Origin of the sequence: Rhodococcus sp. M8 (assembly GCF_015654185.1) — a bacterium.
Taxonomy (GTDB): domain Bacteria; phylum Actinomycetota; class Actinomycetes; order Mycobacteriales; family Mycobacteriaceae; genus Rhodococcus; species Rhodococcus aetherivorans.
Genome location: NZ_CP064066.1, coordinates 110,794 through 130,763, shown reverse-complemented (window position 1 = coordinate 130,763; position 19,970 = coordinate 110,794). Strand labels below are relative to the sequence as shown.

Sequence of the window (19,970 nt, the reverse complement as noted above, 5' to 3'; positions counted from 1 at the left end):
TCGTCAGCGTCGCTACCGCGGTCTCTGATGGGCCGACAACGGGTGAGTCGTCACACCCTCCGGCCGTGGAGCGGGACCGTCCCGTCCGCACAATTCTGGTGCGCGAGGTCCTCGGCGTGTGCTCGTCGGGATGCAGCGAGGTCCTCGCGAAGTTCCGCGAGGAGGTTGTCTTGTTGAAGCACTTGGTGCCGTAGTGCGATGTTTTCAGCGGCAAGCCGGTCATGATCCGCTTGTAGGCGTTGGTGATCGCCGATATCGATGGTCGAGTGAGCGAGTGCGTCACCGAGATAATGCTGCCGCTGTCTTTGTAATTCCTGGATCGTGGACCGCAAGTGCGCCATGGCGGATTTCTGGTCGGAGATCTTGGCGGCGAACGTCTGGTTCTGGGCGCGGAGTCCGTCGATGCTCGCGTTTTCCGAGGGGATCGACGTCGTGTTGTGTAGAAGTTCCCGTGCGGCAGCGTCGATGAGCTGGCGTAGGTCGGGATGGGCGTAGATGAATTCGCGGGAGACGCCCGCGTGCCTGGCGACGATCGATTTGGTGATTCGACCCCGCGGGCTCTCGCGAAGCTCGGCGACGGCGTCGAGGACCGCCTGCGTCTTCTGCTTGCTTCTGGCGGAGTTGTAGTGGATCAAACCGGCGATCGCCGCGGTGGTGGTCATGGCTGGTCGACTGCTTTCAGGTGGTAGCGAAGGTCGATTCGTCGTGCGGAGGTGGCGCGGCGTCGGATATCGGCCATGCTGTCGAGCGCCACCCGGATCGCCGCGCCCTCCTCGGGAGGGAGGGTGGAAAGGTAGTCGTCGATCGCGTTGATAATGTTGGTGCAGTGGTCAATTCGGGCTCTATAGTGATCGAGCATGTGCTGGGGAGTTCCGATAACCGACGCCCGCTCGAGGTGTACCTTCAGGTCGACCCGTTTGGCGATCATGCCATCGCGTTCGAGGGGATCGACCCGGAAGAACGGGCAGGCTTCGCACGCGTGGGCGAGCATGCACCCATCGCCGCCCAACGCGACATTCTGTGGTTCTTCGCAGTGTCCGAGGGCGACGGCAACTCGAGTGAAGCCATCGCGCTCGGGATTGACGTCGACGACGCGGCCGAAGGAATCGATTCTCCGGGGCGGGATGGCTGCGAGTGCCTTCTTGCGGCGTTTGGCGCCGACCTCGTAGTACATCATCGTCGTGGTGAACGACTTGTGACCCATGAGCGCCTGCAGCACGTCGGGGGGTGTCGTGCTTCGGCCGTCCGCATCCACCGCGTCGGCGTAGCGCTGCGCGTAGGCGTGCCGCAGGGCATAAGCATCGATGGTCCGCAGGTCGTAGTCGATCAGGTTTCCGCCGGCACCTTCGACCCGGCCGGGGTACGGCGCATGCTCGAGCACCGCGGTCACAAGCTCCCGCAGTCGGGACAGCAAATACCCGGTCCCGTAGGGGTCGTCCCGATGTCGATACCTGCTCGACGGGAACAGCCACTGCGATTCGATCCCGCACTCACTTTTGACCTTTTGCCACTGCCGGATCAAGTCATGGGTCTCACGGTGGATGGGCAACCTTTTTCCCGCGCTCCGGGGTGCCTTGATGCGCTCCCACTCAAGAAAAGGGTGTCCGGACGAGTCGAAGGACAGACAGTCATCGCGCAGATGCAAGAGCTCGACGGGCCGGCGGCCGCAGCGTTCGAGCAGAAACAGCAAGGCCCGCGCCTCCATGGTCCGGTAATCGGTGTCGCGCTCGACGAGGTGGAGATGGTCCATAAGCCAATCCACGACTGGCTGGGGTACGAACCGGAAAGGCTCGTCGTCGTCGCGTCCGGTACCGCTGCGCGGTTTCGGCCTGTGCGTCGTGCGGTTTCGACCGAACCGTGAGGGGATGTTCTTCCAAATGTGCTCGAGGTCGTCCACCCGATGCCCGTACTCGATGAGCGTCCAGAGCATCGTCATCCGGCGTCGTTGCTCGGTCGCGGAGGGCCATTTCGCGGTGATCGCTCGGACGATGGCGTCGATGTCAGTCGCGCTCAGCCGTGACGGCGGTTTGTCGTGCACACTCAGCACCCGATCGGCGAGACGCCATGCCCCGAGCATCCGCGAAATGGTGGTGGTGTGGGTGCGGGTGTTCCACATCCAGTGAGCCACACTCTCCACAATCCAGTTCTGGGTGAAGCCGTTCAGATCCGCCACAGCCTTCGGGCCCGGCCGATGGTGATCTGTGAGATCGAGGTCGACGAAGTGGATCAACCTCGGATCCCGATCGTCACGTCCGGACCACACGCGGTGTTCTGCTTCGATCCGGCGGACGCAGTCAGCGGCCAACACCCGCACAGCTCGTGTGGACGTGGTGAGTTCAGCGACCTGGAGCGGATCCGAGCCGATGAGAGTGCTCACCCCGCCGCGACGCAATGCGTGGTGCATATGTCGGAGGTGGACGGGGTCGAGGCTGGCTTTGGCGTCGGTGTCGCGCAGTTGCAGGGCGTAGACGAGCTCGAAACGGAGAGGCTCTTCCAACAAACCGAAGGGCACCGCACGCAACGTGGCCATGGTCCGGCCGGTCTGCTCGTCGATCGGTTCCGCGGAGCGCTGGATCCAGAGGTTCACATCCGCGGGTGGTGTCCGGCCGGCAGCGTTCCAGGTAGTGAGCCAGCACTGTGCCGCTGTTCGATGGTTCGAACATAACGTCGCGGTGACCTGGTCGTACCGGCAGCCGGGTATCGCGCATGATGGCGTCTTCTCCAGAATCGTCGGCCGGGTGAGTTCGATCCACTCCATGAGGCCGAGGTCGGCACCGTGCTTGTGGACAGAATTCTGGTAATGCCTGGCATGTGCGTAGCACAGGCCGGTTCGGCGGGTCGTGCGCTCGCATCCGACTAGGCACGTGCGTATGTCCCGACGCACGATCGGCGGAGAAGCACAGAACTCCTCCAACGACTGTCCCGAGGTCACGGCGTGCTCGGCGGTGCACGACGGGCAGAGTCGTACCCCGTCCACAACATGGAAGCAGCCCTCGCGCCAGCAGCGCCGCAACAGCGTCCGAGGATTGTCCGGGCTCGGAATCAGAATCAGCCGGCGATGGTCGTACTCGCCCGGTCGCCACTGCGTATCGATGTGGCTCAACAGGTGCTCGCGCCATGTCAGGACCGGTGGTGAACCGCTTTCTGTCCACAGCGAGAGCGCAGCACCGCCGCCGACGCCGATCAACGCGACGCTGTCATCGGCGGCGTGGGGCGGGGTGCCAGCGCCGAGGTAGCCGCTTTCATCGCAGTTTCGACATCGTGGGTGTAGATCCGGGTCGAGGTGATGCTGGCATGCCCGAGCAGCGATTGGACAACATCGATCGGTACCGGGTCGCAGTCGATCCCACGCAACAGCCGGGTGGCGAAAGTATGGCGCAGCATGTGCGGACCGCTCAGATCATGGCCGATAGCTCGTGAACACCGGTCCATCAGTCGTTTCACCGACTGGTAGCTCATCGCTCGTCCCAGCCAACGAGGCTCGGAGCGCACATTGACGAACACATGCGGACTCGAATCACGGACCGAGGCCGCCGAGAGGATCTCTCGACGCTCCAGGGCATAGTCGATGTAGGCCTCGACAACATCACGATGAACGAACAACGTTCGAGGCCGCCCTTTGGCGCGGGCCCGGTTCTCCACCGAGTTGCCGACACGCACGTGAAAGTGCGGGTCGACGTGATGGCAACCCAGCTGCCTCGAACCTCCACCGAAATGCAGATCGGCCACGAACAGCGACAACGCCTCGCCCACACGGATGTCTGTTGTGGACAGAAGATCGACCAGGAAGCGGTCTCGGGTGCCGAGTTCGAGATGGGTGAGAGCCGTGCGAGCATCCGCATCCGCGATCCATCGCGGCGTGGCTTCGGTCTCCGTCACGGACCGTAGAGAATCGACCAACACTCGACGGGTGACGCCGAATTCACCGCCCGCTCGAGTGCCGGGAGGAAAGTACTTGAGCTGCGTCATCCGCGCGATCAGATCGGTTTCCAGCAGCTCATGCGCATCGGCCCACTCATAGAACGAGCGCACAGCAATGACCCACAACTGGACGGTCGACGCTGCCCGAGTCACCGCCGGACCATTTGTTTTCCCCATAGGAGTGGCCGCGACGATCTGTCGCCACAACGCGATATGACTGAGCGTTGCCGTGCGCCAGTCCATCGTCTGGGCACACCAGGAGAGATATCCCGCGACCCGGCGTCCATACTCACGGGCAGTGAGGGGTGATCGCCCACTGTCGCTGAGGTACTGCAGCCACGCGGTGCCAGCCGGGTGCATGCGCCCGTCGCGATCGACGATCACAAATCGCTGCTCACCGGTCTGGGTATGGATCGCTGACGTCACGCTGTACGTCGGCTTCTCCGGCATGCGTCCGGACGCTACGGCAAACTGCTGATAGCCGGATGCATAACTGTCAGAACATGTCTCGGTCTCCCCTGCGCGGACAAGCGCTGACATCGACTACATAGGGGTACATAACGGCGGGGCAGATCGTCGGTGCTCGCTCGTACCGGGCCACATCCATAATGGTCGCACCACTCCCCCACTCAGGGGAACATATGTTCGAACACGCCTGCTATGATGGGACTCGACGCCGGGACTGTGGGGGAAGCACAGTCCCGGCGTCACCGTTTTCTGCACCCCCGTGCTGCGGCCACCGGTTCGTTCGGCAGCAGGTGCCTACCCGCACGGCACAGCATGTGGCCCGCGGCAGGTCACACCGACACCAGTCGCTCCTCGCGGTGGGTGACCGCGTCGAGCGGGAGCAGCACCACCGGCGGGATCTCGAAGCCTTCGGCGTAGGCCGCGTTCTTGAAGCGCTGCCAGCGCCGGCACACCGTGGACGGGGACGGGGTGTCCTCCAGCTCGGTGGCCACCTGCGCATAGGTCAGCTGCGGGCGGTCCAGCAGGATCGCCGCGACCTCCTTCTCCTCACTGCGCAGTGTGCACCCGGCCAGGAACTCGCGCAGGCCGTCGACCGTCTGCGGATAGCCACCGGACGTCGGCGCGAGAGTCTGCTCGGGCGATGCCTCGAGCGGGGCCGGGGCCTGCACGACCCCTTCCCCCGGTGCCTCCTCACCGTGGCGCCCGATGTGCTGCGGCTGCACCGTTGCAGGCTCGGCGGCACCGGCGGAGGCATCGGTGTGCACGCGTGCACCGGGGTACTGCACGTCGTGCACGACGGGTGCATCCTCCGCAGGGTCGTGCACCTCCGCAGGGTCGTGCACCTCCGCAGGGTCGTGCACCTCCGCAGGGTCGTGCACCTCCGCAGGGTCGTGCACCTCCGCAGGGTCGTGCACCTCCGCAGGGTCGTGCACCTCCGCAGGGTCGTGCACCTCCGCAGGGTCGTGCACCTCCGCAGGGTCGTGCACCTCCGATGCCTCGGGTGTGCTCGCGGGCTGCTCCCGGGGGGTCATCGGGTGCGCGTCGTGCACCGCCTCGTTGTAGCGGCCACGTTCGACGGCCAGCGCCCGCACGATCGTGGTGAACAGATGCAACAGCGCCAGGAACAGCAGCGGCACGATCATCGCAATGCAGGCGGCAATGGCAGCCGGTTGCGGCTGGTACCCGACATCGACACCGGCCGCGGCCTGCGCGTGCCGCTGCCCGGCCAGGCGGAAGGCGTGGTAGCCGTTGCCGGCCACGCTGAGCAGGACCGTGCCCGTGGCCAGGGCCTTGCAGTACCGGCGGGCACCGCGGAACTCGTCGTCGGTCCCCAGTGCAACGAGAGCGAGGGCCGCGGCGGCCTGTGCAACATCGAGTGCCACCGGCGCCATCCAGGCCAGTTCCGGGCGCACACCGATTTCCAGGGTGAGCTGACGCAACGCATCGAACGACAGGGTGAACGCCAGCGCTGCAAGCACGAGCGTCATCGCTGCAACAGCACCGAGGGCCATGGTCTTCGAGTGCAATCGTCGGCGTGCACTTGCGGACGGTAGCTGACGTTGCGCAGCGCGAACGTTAAGGTCATACATGATCGGAATTTCCTTTGCTGAGGTAGCCGGTCACGGAGTCCCGTTGGATTGCAGGTCGAGCGGGGCTCCCCCTCTTTATGGCGCTAGAACGTTGAAACGCTATGCAGCTAGAGGCGAGGTCTTCCTTGGTTGCCAGTTTCAGGCGCACCTGCCCGGATCGCGGCAATCACCTGCTCGGTGGACATGCGAGAGGCCAACTCACGAAGTGCAAAACGAACGATCGCACTACGGGAATCAATGCGTGGTTTTTGCTTCCGCCCGAGATAGATCGCCTCCTCGAGGAACTGGTCGGTCTCGGCGTCCAGATAGATCGTCGACTTTGTTAGCTCGTCCACTTCTGTGGAAGGCACTGGAGGCGCCGCCTTCGGCAACTCGGAGGCAGGCAACGCGAGTGCCGGTTCCCGGTCGTTGACGGTCTGCGCGGCCGCTTGCTCCAAGTGGGCCGCAGCGTCCGATGTAGACGGTCGAATCTCTTGCACGGGGGGCGCAATGGGATTGGTCGGGTTCTCGGAATCGGTGGGAATCTCCACCGGAACCGACCGGGGCTTGTGCCGCGGTGGCGGCATGGTGCGCCCACTGGCACGCTTATTCTTTTGCCGCAAGGCATCGAGTCCGTTAGTCATTGACGTACTCCTGGAGGAACTTCGCGGTGTCGGTGATTGCAGCCGCGAAAGCCCGCAACGGCTTGGCCGGTGGTTCCTCGGCGGTGATTGCAATGCGCTTCGTTCGAGTGCCAACCCGGGCGGCATGGGGAACCGGAGGCGCAACTTGCACCGGCGTGCCGTCAACCATCCGCGCAAGACGGTCGATCATCGTTCCCGGAGGTGCTGCCGGCACCATTGTCGGCGAAATGACCAGGGGGTAGTCGGCGAGTTCGTCGACGAGCTGCTCAGTTGCATCGAGATCCAGCTTCCGCAACGGAGTCGGGGCAAGAACGACATTTGCAACGGACAGTGCACCATGGGCCTGGGTTGTTGCACCTGGATGCGTGTCCACGACGACCCATTCCGTGTCCCACTCCCCCGCCCACTGCACCAGCGCATCCGCCATTGCATCTTCGCTGGGCGCCTGGTCGTACAGATCAGGATGCCCAGGTACCAGACGCGGCTTCTTGAAGCCGTTCAACGGCTTGGGGGTCTTTCCGGTGCGGATTGCATCGAGGATCGGAATGCGGGCCCGGTCGAGAGGCCGATCCCCCCACTTACCGGTGGCGCCGCCCCCGTCGTACTCCAAGTCCACCAGGACTGCGTCCAGCTCGTAAGCCAACTCGTACGCCATCGTGGTTTTTCCCACCCCTCCCTTCCGGGAGTGGCAAACGATGATTTTGGCCATTGCATGGAGCCTTTCGTCGGTTGCACTGGGTGCAATGAGTCGGTGCATTGAGGCGCTGCAGCGTGCAGCGCTACTACGCTCTGAACGCTAAGCGTCGGAACGCTGCAACGTCGTAGCGCCACGCCGTTGCAGCGTTGCACCGTTGTAGCGGAGCAACGTTCCAACGCTGCAACGTTCCGTCGCCAGAGCGTTGTAGCTCTGCAACGCTTCAAGATCGTAGCGCTCTAACGCTCAGCCATGGTAACGGCATGACGTGACAACGTTCTAACGTTTAGACGTTATGGCGCTACAACTGGGATGTCCGCCCATCGGGCGCATTGCCCGGCGTTACGCTCCGACGTTCAAGCGCTATAGCGGCTCTGCCCAATCAGCGCGTTGCGCAACGACGTTGTAGCGCTATAACTCATGCTTGCTGAACACATTGGGTGACCAGCAGTTTCCCCAAGGCTCGGCCGAGAACTCCGTAGTAGTCCACTGCCCGCTCCCTGCACCGTTGTAGCGGAGCAACGTTCCAACGCTGCAACGTTCCGTCGCCAGAGCGTTGTAGCTCTGCAACGCTTCAAGATCGTAGCGCTCTAACGCTCAGCCATGGTAACGGCATGACGTGACAACGTTCTAACGTTTAGACGTTATGGCGCTACAACTGGGATGTCCGCCCATCGGGCGCATTGCCCGGCGTTACGCTCCGACGTTCAAGCGCTATAGCGGCTCTGCCCAATCAGCGCATTGCGCAACGACGTTGTAGCGCTATAACAGTAAAAGCGTGACGCCTCCGCTGAGCGAGCCGTCGTTCGTTCAGCAGCAATGCTTCAGCGGGGTGGAACCGCCACGAACCCCCCTCACCCGACTTGGCCGTAGCCGTCGCTTCCTCCGTCATACCAGCCGACCGATTCTGCAATCGGCACAGCGGTGCGGCAGACTCCGGTCATGACTTCTGCGGGGGAGCAAGCCTCAAATGATGTCCGCGTCGAAGCTGAGACCGGGCATGGAGAAGCGATGCCGCATCCGTCGTGGCGGCTGCCCCTGCTGGGAGATGTGTTGCGTCTCGATCCTCGGCGGCCGGTACAGCGTGAGGCGCAGTTCGTACGCGAGCTCGGGGATGTGTTCGAGATCGACATCGCCGGCAAGAAGGTGGTTGTCGTCGGGGGCGGGGACGCGGCCGCGGAGGTGTTCGACGAGTCCCGGTTCGCCAAGGCGGTCGTCCCACCGGTGAGCAATCTGCGGGAGCTGGCCGGAGACGGATTGTTCACCGCGTTCAACAGTGAGCCGGCGTGGGCGCAGGCGCACAACGTGCTGATGCCGGCATTCAGCCAATCCTCGATGCGCAGCTATCACGAGGTGATGCTCGAGTGCGTCGACGGGCTCTGCAGCTACTGGGCCGCTCAGGCTATTCAGGGTCCGGTGGATGTCTCCTCGGACATGAATCGCCTGACGTTGGAGGTCATCGGTCGCACCGGCTTCGGGTACAGCTTCGACTCGTTCTCCGCCGGTCGGCATCCGTTCGTCGAGTCGATGACGCGGGCGCTGTCGTTCGTGTCGCAGTCGGCGAACGATCTGCCGATCGTCCGCGAGATCTTCGGATGGAAGGCGCTGCGCCAGCATCCGAAGGACATTGCGCTGATGCAGCGTACCGTGGACGAGGTGGTCGCGGCACGCCGCCACGGACAGTCACCGCGTCAGGACGACCTCCTGCAGCGGATGCTGGAGCACCCGGACCCGCAGACCGGGGAGCTGCTGTCGGATCAGAGCATCCGCAATCAGGTGCTGACCTTCCTGGTGGCCGGGCACGAAACGACGGCAGGCCTGCTGTCGTTCGCACTGCACTACCTGTCGCTGCATCCCGAGATGGCCGAGCGCGCACGGGCGGAAATAGCCCAGGTGCGCGACGGCAACGGCCCGCTCCGGTTCGAGCAGGTGGGGAAGCTGCGCTATGTCCGCCGCCTCGTCGACGAGACACTGCGGCTGTGGCCGTCCGGCCCGGCGTTCTTCCGCAAGGCCCGCACGGACACGACGCTGGCCGGCTACCCGGTGCGCAAGGGCCAGACGGTTCTGGTGGTGTTGCTGGCGTTGCACCGTGATCCGACGCTGTGGGGCGAGGACACCGAGACCTTCGACCCGGACCGGTTCCTGCCTGCAGCCGTGCGGGCCCGTCCGGCCCACGCATACAAACCGTTCGGGGTAGGGGCTCGGGCCTGCATCGGCCGGCAGTTCGCGTTGCATGAGGCGGTCCTGGCGCTGGCGGAGATCCTCACCCGGTTCGAGGTCGAGCCCGTGCCGGGCTATGAACTGTCGGTGGCCGAGTTGCTGACGATCCGACCCGAGCGCTTGCACCTGGCGCTACACGTCCGAGCGTGACCATCGATCCCGCTTAACGGTCGAACAGTCGGTTTTCGCTACACTGCCTCCCCGCATCGAGATCAGGTCGAGACAGAGGGGGGTCTTCGATGGGTTCATGGCATTTGATCGAAACGCTCGTGGAGGGTGTTGCGACGCTGGTGGCCTCGGATGGTGAAGTGAAGGAGATGACTTCGCTCCGCCGGAAGGTCTCGCCCGCACCGGACATCCCGGTGGAGCCGATCGTGGAGTACGTCCGGGAAGTCCGTAAACCGTTCGATCGGGTGCTGTCGTCGAAGAAGATGCGGCAGTCGTGGCGGTTCTATGCCTGGCCGATCATCGGCCCGTTCGGCGATGTGCACGGCATCCATCTGTGGGTGGGAGAGCCGGGGGAGGAGCTGGGAACGCGGCGTCTGACCTCAGGTGTGGCCTGGATGGTCGAGGAAATGTTGATCTATCAGACGTGGGATTCGGGGGCGATGTCCGGTACGTTGCTCGAAGATTGGCTTCCCACCGCGACCCCTGCCGACTACATCAACCGCGCGATCTGCTTCGAGCACGAGGCCGAATTCCTGGATCTGGTGCTCAATCCGCGGTCCGGGGGAGTGCTGAGCACGTGGTTCTCGGTCCGGCACGACCACGGCCATGCGATGCAGTGGCAGGTCGTCTTACGCCCCATGGAAGACGGATCCGGTGTCCGGGTGCTGTATCACGACGTGTCCGACGTGTATCCGCCGTCAATGCCATCGTTGGCTGCTCTCGGACTGCGTGAAGGATTGTTAGGTGCCGATGTCCATGTCGCGCTGTTCGAGGCCCAGCGAGGCATTATCGCGATGTGGATCGGCCGGGCTCCGGAGTGGGTGGAGTGGCAGTATGCGCATGTCACCGGTCCCGTCGTCCATCCCGAGGATCTGCCGAGTCTGCAAGCGAATGCTCGGAGAGTCGAGAGCGGTGAGGTTCCCCAGGCCGGCGATCTGGTGCGACTGCATGCAGGAGATGGTGACTGGGTCAAGGCCGCGGTGACGTTGCGGCCGTTCCAGTTGCCGGATCGGCCGCCCCACGCCGCGCTCCTCCTCGCTCAAATCGCCCGAGTGGACGACTCATACTGATTCGGTCCGGTTGGAGAACCAGGGTGTGTCAGGCCGCCTTCCCGCCCTGCCGATCTGGATTGGTCGTGGAATTCCAACCAGGGGAGCACACCCGGGTCACCACGGCTCGCGCCGCACGATAGTCGGCGCGGCCGGTGTCGGTCACCGGGAATCGGCCGTACCGCAGCCGAGCGGGAGCGTCGATGGGCAGGGCGATGGTCAGCGAGACCGTGCGGGGTACGCCGGTCTTCTTGCCGCGGCGGCAGCGCCAGTCCTGCTCTTCGAGCCACCACCGGTGCAGCTCCCGATCGAGCAGGTGGCGGCGGACCCGCTGCGCCCCGACACCCACGACACCGACGCGGTCGGCGGCGCGATCGAGCTGCTCCCGGAGAGCGGGAATATCGGCTCGCGCCTCGATAGGCACGCCCAGGCGGGCGAGGGTGGACAGGGTGCGCGTCACGGTGGCGAGGCTGTACCCGGTCAGGGCAGCCACCTCAATCGGATTTCTGCCCGCTCCGGAAATAACGAGTTTTCCCGAAATCGCAGCCCAGTGAATACGAGCAGCCACCCCACCCAGCCCCAACCGGTTCGCCCAGAGATCGTGCGTGTGGTGGTCCAGTAGGGCAGAGGAATGCCCCGGAGCGGGGGCGGGTTCTCCTTGTGTTGCAACCGGTAGCGATGCCACCGGGTCGGGGAGTTCGAGTTGCCAGGTGGCGGCGCGGGTTCCGCTGCCGGTGCGCACGCATCGCACCCAGGATTCGTGGGCCAGCACCCGCAGGCGCCGGGAGACGGTGGAGGCGTCGACGGCGGCGGCCTGGGCGAGTCGGCGGCAGTCGATGTCGAGGACGCGGGTGCGGGCGGTGCGGGCGAGCGCGAGGAGGGCGTAGAGGATGCGTTCGTCGCTGGCGCCGCCGGGGCGGGCCCAGTGGGCGGGGTCGGATCCGATGGCGGCCTCGATGCGGTCGAGTTCGTCGTCGACCGGGGCCCGCGTGGTCGGGGGAGCGGGGGCGAAGTCGGCTGCGGTGTCCAGGGCGCGGCGCCATTGCCGGTCGGTGTCGTCGCGGCCGCGGGCGCGGTCCTCGCGCAGCCGGACCAGTCCCGGCGCCGTCGCGGCGGCCGCCCGGGCGTCGGCGAGGGTGTGGCCGGCGCGGGCCATGCCCAGAAAGATGCTGTGCACGAGCGCCGAGCGGTCCGCTCCGGGTGCCGGCGCAGCATCGAGCAGGGCCCGGGTGGTGTCGGTGAGCGGGCGGCGCGGCCGGTCCAGGCGGGGATTGGAGGTCGGATCGACGATGCGCCCCGCCCCGGCGGGACGGCGCGGAGTTGGGGCGGAGTGCGGGTGCCGGGCGAGCAACCAGTCCACCACCTCCGGGGCGGTTTCGGTGTCGAGGCGGGCGAGGGCCGCGTCGAGGGCGGCGCCGTGCAGGTGCGGTCGGGACTGCCCGCCGCGGCGGTGCGGGGCCCCGGGGGGGCGGACGGCGCCGGTGGCGGGGTTCGTCAACGGGGCGGTGTCGAGGCTGGGGTAGTGCTGGCGCAGGGCGTGGGCGAGGCGACGCACGTCGTCGGCGCCGGCGCCGGGGGCGGCGAGGCGCAGCCAGAGGTGCTGCCCGCCGGTGGGCCCGGACCGGGTGCGCAGGTGCGGAACACCGAGTTCCGCCAGCTGCGCGGCCAGCCGGTCGGCATCGGCGCGGGCGATCTCGGGGCCGTGGCGCCCGCTGTCGAGGTCGAACGCCAGCAGGCGGTAGCGATGGTCCGCGCCGGCCAGGTAGATCGCCCACGGAAATCCGGGCGCCTGGCTAGGCATGGCCATCGTGGTGGCGTACGTGTGGGTGCGATCCGGGTCGATCCGCACTCGGGCACGCGGCGACCAACGGCGCGTGCACACGTCGAAAAGGTGACGATTCGGTGCGGTGTCACCGGTGAAAGTGGCGACACGCGCAGCGATCGTTGGCTCTGATTCAGGGCGCGATGTACCCTGAGACCTGTCCGGCAAGACAGTCCCTTCGGGGATATGCGGTACCGAGAACGAGCGCCAACTCGTTCTCGCCAACTTCAGACGAAAGCCCTCGGCCTGCCCGCCGGGGGTTTTCGCATTTCAGTTGTAGTAACCGCTTCGGCTATGTGCTGGTGCGGCGGAGGACCCCGCCGCACTTTTCTATGCGGAGAGCGGCATCGGCATCACTTCCTGGTGGATTTCTCGTACAAGGTCCGGACGGCCGGCGAGGCTGGAGAGAAGGTCCGCTACGTACTGGCTGAGTGAGCTGGCACCGGAATTGGCTGCCATCACTTCCAGCACTTCGCGGACATCTTCCGGAACGCGGGTTTTCACTTCCTTGCGCGGCCCCTTGCTTGGCGTAGGCATGGTGTCGGCCCTTCCTCGTCACTGCTTCCGAACGCCCTTGATCTTGTCCCAGGTTGGTTCGGAAGAAGGGGAGCGACACGCCCCCAGTTCGCAACAGAAGTCATCCAGTGCAACATCGACCCTTTACTGATCGAGGCATGCGTGTGGAGTTATTTTAGTGATGAAATCTACAGACGTCGGATGTACTCCTGGCGTGTCGCACGGTCGCGCTCCCAGACTGCCTTAACGACCGAGAACTTCACCCCATAAAGCTTGGCCATGCTCGCCACCCGATCCTTGTCGTAGTCCTTGCGGCCCTTCTCGATACGCCCGAGCACGGTGGCCGAAATGCCGAGCTCTCGGGCTGCTTCTGCCTGCGTGAGGCCAGCCAGAGCGCGCAAATCGCTGAGCGTCATCCGGCCTTCCTGGATCGGAGCAAGGTCCGGGACGGTGACGCGCAAGACGTCGGCCACGCGCTTCAACAAGGGCGGGGTAGGGGCGGCCCGGCCGGTCTCCCAAGCCGAGACGGTCGCTTCCGAGACCTCCGCGGCATCAGCGAGGTCAGCCATCGTCATGTCGAGCGCTTGGCGGTATCTGCGCAGGCGAGCGCCACTGAAGCCGTGCATGCCGCTTCGAGCCAACTCCACTCCCTGCCCTGGATCCTCCTGTCGCCGCCCATTGTCTCGCCCCTTCTCGTTCCCTCGTAGCGCTAGTGTTTAAAATTCTGAGGTGCTAATCTACGGGTCAATTCCAGGACCCGCACTGAAGGTGCTGCGCCGAGGAGGGGGAGGGCCCGCCGTGTTGCGCGAACGCGCCGCTCTTGCTTACGATCCGCTCGCGCCCCTTCCGGGGGTTTCCCGAGGTCTGTCGTGGTCGGCTTCGGACGTAGCACTGACGCGATTGGCGGAGCTCTACCCAGAGCCAGCTACGGAACCCCGGGGAATCAACTTGCGCGTACCACCGAGTGCCGAACACCTGCGCCCAACACTCAATGAAGGGTGCGATCGGTCGTACCCGCTTCCGAACTGTGGCCGGCGACCCCTCGCGCCGCGTCCACTGCACCCGCTGACCTCAGGTCGTCGCTGCTCCGTCGACCTGGGGTCAGCGGCCCCGCTCAACCCGAATCCCGAGGGCAGCCAAGTCTTGATCGCACTCCCGGATCGTGAACAGCGACGTCGTGCTCAGTACCAGCAAAGGCTGCATAGGTTCCTGTGCAGCGTCAATCTTGTCGGCGAATGGGTCTCTCACGTGAGCCCCTCCACGCACACGAGTCCGCACAGCCGGTGCGTCGAGTGCCCGCCGCAACGGCTGAAGAGATCCAAGCGAAGGCGACCGATCCGGGATCCGTCAACCCGGAACCTTGCCTGGCACCCCAACGACAACGGACCCATACTCCGGAGTCGAAGCAACCGCTCTCTCCGAAGGTCGCTTTGCGCCGTATCTGGCTGTCCCCATTCCCTTCTCGGAACAAACAGGAATGACTGCTGGCGTTGGGAAACGGCTGTTCGGGAGGGAGAGAGATGAAGGGTTGGGGTACGCGGACTGTGGCCACCGTCGTCACCACGGCTGCGGTTCTGGCTGGTGTGGGTGGTCTGGTCCCGGTGCACGCGCAGACGAATTGGCTCGACGGGCTGATCGATGGGTGCCCGGATCTGTACGTCCTGGGGATGCAGGGCACCACGGAGTCCTCACCGGATGCGCCGGTGAAGGTCGACACCGGGATGCTGTCGAACATCATGGGACCGATGCTCGATCAGGCCCGTGAGCTGGGCGCGAGCGTCGATCGCGCCTACGTGCCGTATCCGGGATCGTTCGGGGGCCTGACCCCCGGGGGTAGCCGGTCGTACATCAAGTCCGTCACCGCGGGGGAGGAGAACCTGTCCCTGGCTGCGGAGAAGGTGCTCGAGCAGTGTCCGTCGGCCAAGCTCGCCGTGGTCGGCTACTCCCAGGGCGCTCATGCCGCCTCGAACTTCCTGCGGTCGGTCGGCAAGGGCACCGGGGTCGTTCCGGCCGGCGTGGTCGCGGCCGGTGCGCTGTTCGGCGCGCCGACCCGCAGCGCCGGATCGGGGTTGTTCCCCGGCACCTCGCAGAGCTCCCCGTCGCCGGTTCCCGACACCACGGGCGAGACGGTGAAGGCGCTGTCGTCGGTGGCGTTCACCGCCCCGGAAGGCGGCGGCATCGGCCCCGTCGCCGATCTGACCAAGGACTACGGCAGCTTGTCGGGTCGGGTGTCGTCCTGGTGCCAGACCGGTGATCTGGCGTGCGACGCCCCGGCGAACGCGCCGATCGTGCGGGCGGTGGTCAACGTCGCCGGGCAGGTCGAGGTCGGCGGTGATCCGTTCGTCGCCGTCGCCACGGTCGGCCGGGCACTGGCCTCGACGGCGTTCACCACCGCCGTCGACGTGGTCAACGAGGACATTGCGGCTCCGAAGAACGCCCTCGAGGCGGTGTCGATCCAGCCGAAGAAGACCATCTCGCAGCGGCTGGCCGAAGCCTCCGATCCGCGGGCCACACCCCCGACCGGGCAGGACGTGACCGCGGCGTTGCTGAAGGTCGGTCTGATCGGCCTCAACGCCGCAGTCACGGTCGCCAAGAAGGTGCTCACCCCGGAGACGATCGCGGCGGTCGCGGCGGTCGGGCTGGCCAACCCCGCCGCAGCGTTCGGGGTGCTCGCCGCCAAGACGGTCGGTGTGCTGCCCGAGCTGGTTCCGCCGGCGACCTCGCAGCGGCTCGTGCGCCAGGCGTTCCAGGTCGTGGCGAACGAGATCGAGGCCAACCGGGACGCCTTCGATCTGGTGGCGATGACGACGCTGCGCAACGTCGCCGCCGAGCACGGCTCCTACGGGTCGGTCCCGGCCACCGCCAGCGGGCAGGCCCCGACACGATTCGTCGCGTCCTGGCTCGCCGCGGTCGCAGCCGACCTCGACGCCGCCACCTCCTCGGCCTCCACGTCGGCGGCTCCCACCTCCTCGGCCTCCACGTCGGCGGCTCCCACCTCCTCGGCCTCCACGTCGGCGGCTCCCACCACCTCGGCCACCACTACGGCGCGGCCGACGACCACCTCCGAGAACGTCTCGACCACGCCGTCGCAGACGGTCGCCTCCACCACCTCGGCACCGACCGCGACCACGACGCAGGTGGTCGATGCGGGACCGACGGTGCTCGAGCAGGGCGGCGTCTCGGCCGCCGCACTCAACTGATTCCCGCCCCGACACACACGAGAGAGAAGCGATCATGAGCACACATCGCAGGGCTTCGCGGCTTGCCAAGGCGAGCGTCGTGCCCGCCACGGCCGCAGCGATCGTGGCAGCAGGGTCGGGGCTGGCCTCGGCCGCTCCGGTCGAGCTGCCCGCGCAGGGCGGGGTGACCACCCCGGCCCCGTCCACCCAGGGCGGCACCACCAGCGCCCCGAAGCCGGCCCCGGCTCCTCCGGCCAAGCAGATCTACTGGACCCCGCCTCCCGCGCAGCAGCGTCAGTACGCGCCGCTGCCGGACTACAACTACGACACCAACCGTTACGAGCGGCAGTCCGCCCCGCCGCCGATCGACCCGATGACGCTGCGGGCGCCGCAGCCGGTCACCCCGGAGCCGATCTACCTCGCTCCGCCCGAGAAGATCATGATCGGCGATATCCACGTCAACCAGCCGAACTGGGTCACCGACGACGACCGCGAACGCACCAACAACACCGCCGGTCTGATCCGCTCCGAGGTGGCCACGTTCTACAAGTCGGTCGGTGTCGATGCCGGCCGCGCCGATCGGGTCGCTGCTGCGCAGATCGGTGCGACGGTGGCCGGTGCCGCAGCGGGTGCTGCGGCCGGGGCGGTTCCCGGCGCGCTGATCGGCGGCACCCTCGGCGGTATCGCCGGGGCTGCGGCCGGGGGTGTGGTGCCGCTGCCGATTCCGGTGCTGCCCGCGGTGACCACCGGGGTGGCCGGGACCGCGGCGGGCGCAGCGATCGGCGCTGCGGTCGGCGCGGTCCCCGGCGCGGTGGTCGGTGGCGCGGCCGGTCTGGCGGCCGGGACCGCGTTCGGTGCCGGTGACGACGAGGGCCAGCCCATCGAGGTCGAGTTGCCGGATGTGCACCAGGAGGCGCTCACCGAGCGGGCCGACGCCACGGTCGAGCAGTGGCAGTCCTCCGGTCCGGTCGGGCAGGCCGCGGCCGACGCCGTGCGCAGCGTCGTGACCGCAGCTCCGCAGGTCGATTCGCAGGTCCGTGAGTGGGTGAAGGTCCAGCCCGGTGGCGACGGTGTCGTCGCGGGAGCGGACACCGTGCTGACCATGTTCTTCGACGGTTCGCTCGGCACTGCCGCCGAGATGATCTCGTCCGCGGCCGCGGACGGCATCAACCCGGCCTGACCTGCCCGACCATCTCGCCGGTGGGGGCGGGTAGCTCCGCCCCCACCACCCGACGACGGAGGACACATTGTCGACCGGCAATCGAGGACAACTCTTCCCGGACGTGACCGAGCGGTACGGGCCGGAGCCGACTCCGACCGACGACACCGACACCGGATCGGTGTACTTCCCGATCCCCGAGGAGACCATCGACAGCGCCACGGTCGAGGCGGCGGAGCTCGAGCTGGTCGATGCTGCCTCCGTCCCCGATTCGTCCGGTGCCGACGATGATGCGGTCATCCAGACCGACCTCGAACCGATCGTCGAGGCCGATACCGCGATCCTGGCCGCACCTGCTGCGGCCCAGGACCCTTACATTTCCGCCGACCACGATGCTCCCGCGGCAACCGGCTACGCCGATCCCGCTGCTCACCACGACGATCCGGCCTCAGCAGAGGATCCGTATGCTGCGGCCCCGGAGTGGTTCCGCGCCCACATTCCGCGGGGTCCACTGGTGATTTCAGACCGTACCCGTGGGGGACTCAAGTCCGCGATCGGTCGCAGCCGTGCTCCTCGCCGCGCCCCGGCCGCGCCCGAGGTCGTCGAGCAGGCCGCCGCCCTGCCGGTCACCGACAGCACCCCCGCGGCCGCCACGACGGGCTCGGACCGGTCCCGGACCTGGATGTTCGTCGGTGGCGGTGTGGCTGCCCTGGCAGCGGTTTCCGCGGTGGTGGTGACCGTGATGAGCGGGGGAACCGACGAGCCGGAGACACCGCCGCTGCCGCCGGTCACCGCAGTGGCCTCGTCGTCGGCCGCCCCCACCACGACCGAGGCGGTGGCGGCCCCGGCGTGGTGCGCCCCGGTCACCGAGCCGGGTCGGGTCGTCGGCAACGGTCCCGGTGGCCGCGATTCCGGCCCTGCGGTGATCCAGGCGTTCGAGTACGCCTACTACGTCGAGCGGGACGGCAAGGCCGTCGCGGACCTGATGGTCCTGCCGGGCACCGATATTCAGTCGTTCATCGACGCCGTTCCGGTCGGGACCGAGCACTGCGTGAGCGTGCTGCCGACCGAGGACCCGAACCGCTGGTCGGTCGATGTGCTGCTGAAGTTCCCGCCCGTGGGAGACGAAGGCATCCACAAGCAGTGGATCACCACCCTGCCCGCCGACGGCGGGTTGACGATCGCGAACGTGGAGAACCGATGAACAACGTTGTTGCTTTTCGTCGTAGCCCGACAATCGAGCAGCCCGAACATCTCTCGGCCATCGTGGTGGCCGGCTCCGGGGGAGCGGGCGCGACCACGACCTGTTTCGGCCTGGCCACCGCCCTGCGCCTGGGCCTGGGCGCCGACGTCGCCGCGATCGACGGCACCTTCGGCGGCGGCAACCTGCTCGACCGGGTCGGCGTCGAACCGATCGACCCGGCCCGGGCGATCCGCCAGCTCGGCTCGCGCATGGCCGTCAGCAGCGCCGGGGCCGTCGTCGTCGGTCACGGCGACGCCACGGACACAGTGCTGGTGGACAGCCTGCTCGCCGACCGGCATCTCGCCCGCATCCACGACGTCGGAACAGCGTTGCGCTCACGGCGTCTGGCCCCGTTGCTCGAGGCCGGGGCCGCGATCGTGATCGTCGCCCCGGCCCGCTCGGAACCGCTGGCCCGGATGCGTGTCGGTCTCGAATGGCTCATCGGCACCTACGGGCGCGGCGTGCTGGCGCGCACGGTGGTGTCGGTCTCGCACCAGATGCCGCACCGCCTGGTGGATCTGGCACCGATCCGGGAGCACCTGGCCCCACGGGTCGCCGGCTTCGTCGAAGTGACCTTCGATGTGACCTTGGCGCGGCCGGGCACCGTCGATCACCGCCGCCTGTCGGTCGCCTCGATCGACGCCTGGACCGACGTGCTCGACACGTTGGGCCGCATCGAGGCCGGCCGCCACGACACCGATCACCAGGCCGGGGCGGGGGAGCTGGCATGAGCACCCGCGAACGCATCAGCGTCGAGGTGAGGGTCGATCCGTATCCGGTGGCTGCGCCCGGACCGGCGGTGTGGCTGCTCGGCGCGCACGGCGGGGCCGGGGTCTCCACCCTCGCCCAGTACTGGGACTTCGCAGGCGACGCGAATCACCAGTGGCCGTGCGGGGACGCCCGGGAGACCGAATCGCCGTATGTGGTGGTGGTCTGCCGCGAAACCATCCAGGGCCTGTCCAGCGCCCACGATCTGATCCTCGAGCACCGCAACCGGAATCTGGCGTGTGAGCTGCTCGGCCTGGTCACCGTCGCGAACGCGCCCGGTCAGCCCCCGAAGGAGGTGCGTCAGCTGCGCTCGATCGTCACTGGTGCGGTGCCGGCGCACTGGGTGATCGGTTGGCATCGCTTCCTGGCCTCGGCGGCCCGGTCGAGCCTGCCCACCTGGCGCGCCTTCGACGGCGTGCCCATTCACACCAAGGGAGCCGTGATCGCAGTTCCCGAGGACGTGATCGCTGCCGGCGTCGGCATCGTCACGGCAATCCAATCCGCCCTGCCGACCGTGTGGTCGGGGCAGTAGCCAGCACCTTCGAGCAAAG

The 19,970-nt window shown here is 66.8% G+C and carries 16 protein-coding genes; 7 read left to right on the top strand and 9 right to left on the bottom strand.

Features of this window, described 5'->3' with window-relative positions; translation table 11 throughout:
• Positions 1 to 50: 50 nt before the first annotated feature.
• From ISO16_RS28310 to ISO16_RS28285, 6 genes are all read right to left on the bottom strand, one after another.
• On the bottom strand, positions 51 to 662 hold the full coding sequence (locus tag ISO16_RS28310) for a DUF6262 family protein (protein WP_006554650.1): 612 nt from the start codon (positions 660 to 662) through the stop codon (positions 51 to 53).
• On the bottom strand, positions 659 to 3,187 hold the full coding sequence (locus ISO16_RS28305) for a tyrosine-type recombinase/integrase (RefSeq protein WP_230304629.1): 2,529 nt from the start codon (positions 3,185 to 3,187) through the stop codon (positions 659 to 661). The genes ISO16_RS28310 and ISO16_RS28305 overlap by 4 nt, the downstream gene beginning before the upstream one ends.
• Positions 3,184 to 4,371 carry a tyrosine-type recombinase/integrase gene (locus ISO16_RS28300; RefSeq protein ID WP_072636223.1) on the bottom strand — a complete coding sequence of 396 codons (1,188 nt, stop codon included), beginning with the start codon at positions 4,369 to 4,371 and terminating at the stop codon, positions 3,184 to 3,186. The genes ISO16_RS28305 and ISO16_RS28300 overlap by 4 nt, the downstream gene beginning before the upstream one ends.
• Positions 4,372 to 4,718: 347 nt before the next feature.
• Positions 4,719 to 5,876, bottom strand: a complete 1,158-nt coding sequence (locus ISO16_RS28295; protein ID WP_195886212.1) for a DUF2637 domain-containing protein — start codon at positions 5,874 to 5,876, stop codon at positions 4,719 to 4,721.
• Positions 5,877 to 6,085: 209 nt separating this feature from the next.
• A complete protein-coding gene (locus ISO16_RS28290) occupies positions 6,086 to 6,601 on the bottom strand; it encodes a hypothetical protein (protein ID WP_072636225.1) in 516 nt (171 codons plus the stop codon).
• Positions 6,594 to 7,310: a ParA family protein gene (locus ISO16_RS28285; protein ID WP_029540292.1), complete on the bottom strand. Its 717-nt coding sequence runs from the start codon at positions 7,308 to 7,310 to the stop codon at positions 6,594 to 6,596. Before ISO16_RS28285 ends, ISO16_RS28290 begins: the two co-directional genes overlap by 8 nt.
• 996 nt (positions 7,311 to 8,306) lie before the next feature.
• On the opposite strand from ISO16_RS28285, the gene ISO16_RS28280 reads away from it, so the two are divergent.
• Both ISO16_RS28280 and ISO16_RS28275 read left to right on the top strand, forming a co-directional pair.
• A complete protein-coding gene (locus ISO16_RS28280) occupies positions 8,307 to 9,665 on the top strand; it encodes a cytochrome P450 (protein ID WP_010596737.1) in 1,359 nt (452 codons plus the stop codon).
• Positions 9,666 to 9,754: 89 nt separating this feature from the next.
• Positions 9,755 to 10,753: a GAF domain-containing protein gene (locus tag ISO16_RS28275; protein ID WP_161780465.1), complete on the top strand. Its 999-nt coding sequence runs from the start codon at positions 9,755 to 9,757 to the stop codon at positions 10,751 to 10,753.
• 28 nt (positions 10,754 to 10,781) lie between these two features.
• Here ISO16_RS28275 and ISO16_RS28270 read toward each other — a convergent pair whose 3' ends face one another.
• From ISO16_RS28270 to ISO16_RS28260, 3 genes are all read right to left on the bottom strand, one after another.
• The gene (locus ISO16_RS28270; protein WP_010596735.1) at positions 10,782 to 12,581 is read right to left on the bottom strand and encodes a hypothetical protein; all 1,800 of its coding nucleotides are present in this window, start codon (positions 12,579 to 12,581) and stop codon (positions 10,782 to 10,784) included.
• 303 nt (positions 12,582 to 12,884) lie between these two features.
• Complete coding sequence (locus tag ISO16_RS28265; RefSeq protein ID WP_139311051.1) at positions 12,885 to 13,091, bottom strand: toxin-antitoxin system; 207 nt, start codon at positions 13,089 to 13,091, stop codon at positions 12,885 to 12,887.
• A gap of 167 nt (positions 13,092 to 13,258) precedes the next feature.
• The gene (locus tag ISO16_RS28260) at positions 13,259 to 13,696 is read right to left on the bottom strand and encodes a helix-turn-helix domain-containing protein (protein ID WP_206531359.1); all 438 of its coding nucleotides are present in this window, start codon (positions 13,694 to 13,696) and stop codon (positions 13,259 to 13,261) included.
• 894 nt (positions 13,697 to 14,590) lie between these two features.
• Between ISO16_RS28260 and ISO16_RS28255 the strand changes: the two genes are divergently transcribed.
• From ISO16_RS28255 to ISO16_RS28235, 5 genes are all read left to right on the top strand, one after another.
• The gene (locus tag ISO16_RS28255; protein WP_051446176.1) at positions 14,591 to 16,270 is read left to right on the top strand and encodes a cutinase family protein; all 1,680 of its coding nucleotides are present in this window, start codon (positions 14,591 to 14,593) and stop codon (positions 16,268 to 16,270) included.
• Positions 16,271 to 16,304: 34 nt separating this feature from the next.
• Entirely contained in the window at positions 16,305 to 17,429 is a 1,125-nt protein-coding gene (locus ISO16_RS28250; RefSeq protein ID WP_072636226.1) for an insoluble domain protein, read from the top strand.
• Positions 17,430 to 17,532: 103 nt separating this feature from the next.
• On the top strand, positions 17,533 to 18,612 hold the full coding sequence (locus ISO16_RS28245; protein ID WP_010596731.1) for a hypothetical protein: 1,080 nt from the start codon (positions 17,533 to 17,535) through the stop codon (positions 18,610 to 18,612).
• On the top strand, positions 18,609 to 19,382 hold the full coding sequence (locus ISO16_RS28240; RefSeq protein ID WP_010596730.1) for a hypothetical protein: 774 nt from the start codon (positions 18,609 to 18,611) through the stop codon (positions 19,380 to 19,382). Before ISO16_RS28245 ends, ISO16_RS28240 begins: the two co-directional genes overlap by 4 nt.
• Positions 19,379 to 19,951: a DUF6668 family protein gene (locus tag ISO16_RS28235; RefSeq protein ID WP_010596729.1), complete on the top strand. Its 573-nt coding sequence runs from the start codon at positions 19,379 to 19,381 to the stop codon at positions 19,949 to 19,951. The genes ISO16_RS28240 and ISO16_RS28235 overlap by 4 nt, the downstream gene beginning before the upstream one ends.
• Positions 19,952 to 19,970 lie beyond the last annotated feature (19 nt).

Bases quoted from the DNA above. Each gene is read 5' to 3' on its own strand.
- ISO16_RS28275 (WP_161780465.1), top strand. From the start codon at position 9,755: ATGGGTTCATGGCATTTGATCGAAACGCTCGTGGAGGGTGTTGCGACG.
- ISO16_RS28285 (WP_029540292.1), bottom strand. From the start codon at position 7,310: ATGGCCAAAATCATCGTTTGCCACTCCCGGAAGGGAGGGGTGGGAAAA.
- ISO16_RS28250 (WP_072636226.1), top strand. From the start codon at position 16,305: ATGAGCACACATCGCAGGGCTTCGCGGCTTGCCAAGGCGAGCGTCGTG.
- ISO16_RS28260 (WP_206531359.1), bottom strand. From the start codon at position 13,696: ATGCACGGCTTCAGTGGCGCTCGCCTGCGCAGATACCGCCAAGCGCTC.
- ISO16_RS28240 (WP_010596730.1), top strand. From the start codon at position 18,609: ATGAACAACGTTGTTGCTTTTCGTCGTAGCCCGACAATCGAGCAGCCC.
- ISO16_RS28265 (WP_139311051.1), bottom strand. From the start codon at position 13,091: ATGCCTACGCCAAGCAAGGGGCCGCGCAAGGAAGTGAAAACCCGCGTT.
- ISO16_RS28295 (WP_195886212.1), bottom strand. From the start codon at position 5,876: ATGACGCTCGTGCTTGCAGCGCTGGCGTTCACCCTGTCGTTCGATGCG.
- ISO16_RS28310 (WP_006554650.1), bottom strand. From the start codon at position 662: ATGACCACCACCGCGGCGATCGCCGGTTTGATCCACTACAACTCCGCC.
- ISO16_RS28300 (WP_072636223.1), bottom strand. From the start codon at position 4,371: ATGCCGGAGAAGCCGACGTACAGCGTGACGTCAGCGATCCATACCCAG.
- ISO16_RS28290 (WP_072636225.1), bottom strand. From the start codon at position 6,601: ATGACTAACGGACTCGATGCCTTGCGGCAAAAGAATAAGCGTGCCAGT.
- ISO16_RS28255 (WP_051446176.1), top strand. From the start codon at position 14,591: ATGAAGGGTTGGGGTACGCGGACTGTGGCCACCGTCGTCACCACGGCT.
- ISO16_RS28235 (WP_010596729.1), top strand. From the start codon at position 19,379: ATGAGCACCCGCGAACGCATCAGCGTCGAGGTGAGGGTCGATCCGTAT.
- ISO16_RS28280 (WP_010596737.1), top strand. From the start codon at position 8,307: ATGCCGCATCCGTCGTGGCGGCTGCCCCTGCTGGGAGATGTGTTGCGT.